Raw genomic sequence first — 925 nt, forward strand, 5'->3', positions numbered from 1 at the left:
ACAGGCTTTAAAGCATGGTGTTCCTGGCCTGCACCAAAAGCTTGGGCATCAACAATAATCTGGTGCTTTTTATCCACCGTAGCAATGCCGTTGTAGCCCTGTATGGTGCCCTTGCTGGTGGTCATTTTGGCGGATTCGTTGTCGGTGATATTGCTTTTGACTTCTTTGGGACGTTTACCTTGCCCCATCCGTGGGGTGTTGTTCTTTAGGAAGGCGCTGATCCTCTCAAACTCTTTTTCCAAGGTTTTAGCATTCTGTGCCAGTTGTTTCTTGCGATCACGTTCTGCTGGCCTGCGGCCATCCAGCTTTTTGTGCTCCCTTAAGCAGTAACGGATTTGTTTGCGGATTTTTTGTTTCTTCGACTCCAGCTCCTTAAATGTGCCCGAGTGCTCCTTGGCGGCATTGGAAGGCATTTTGCAGCCGTCGATAGCAAACAGGTGATTACCCAGCAGCCCCTGTTCATTACATACCAGCAAAATTTGCTCAAATACCGATTCAATGGCATCGGGGTAGCTGCTGATAAAACTGGCAATGCCGGTAAAGTGGGGAACGCTATCGCAGGATAGCGCTTTAAACACAATATTGTGTTCGCACTGCCACTGAATCTCGCGGCTTGAAGTGATGCCTTTGGAGTAAGCAAATAAAATGATTTTTAGAAGAATCGCCGGGTCGTAGGCACTGCGGCCACCATGATCATTTTTGTATTTATCGTAAAAAGCAGATAGGTCGATGTGGTTGTCGATCAGGTGGTGGAGGGTGAATTCAAAGGTGCCTGGCTGGATTTGTTCTTCAAAATTGACCACAACCATGGCGTCTTGGTTGTAGTTGTATGGTTTGAAGTTTGGCATGGAATGAGTCCTTTATCAGATGCCATATTTTAGCAAAAAACGCCTTGTTTTTAGAGTTTTTCTACACCTTCAACGCC

General features: G+C 46.4%; 1 protein-coding gene. It reads right to left on the reverse strand.

The genetic code is table 11. The features are described 5' to 3' along the window. A partial coding sequence (locus ACVBEJ_RS14545) for a transposase (RefSeq protein ID WP_447130358.1) occupies positions 1-848 on the reverse strand: 848 nt, incomplete at its 3' end. Positions 849-925 lie beyond the last annotated feature (77 nt).

It is taken from the genome of Porticoccus sp. GXU_MW_L64 (genome assembly GCF_052983295.1).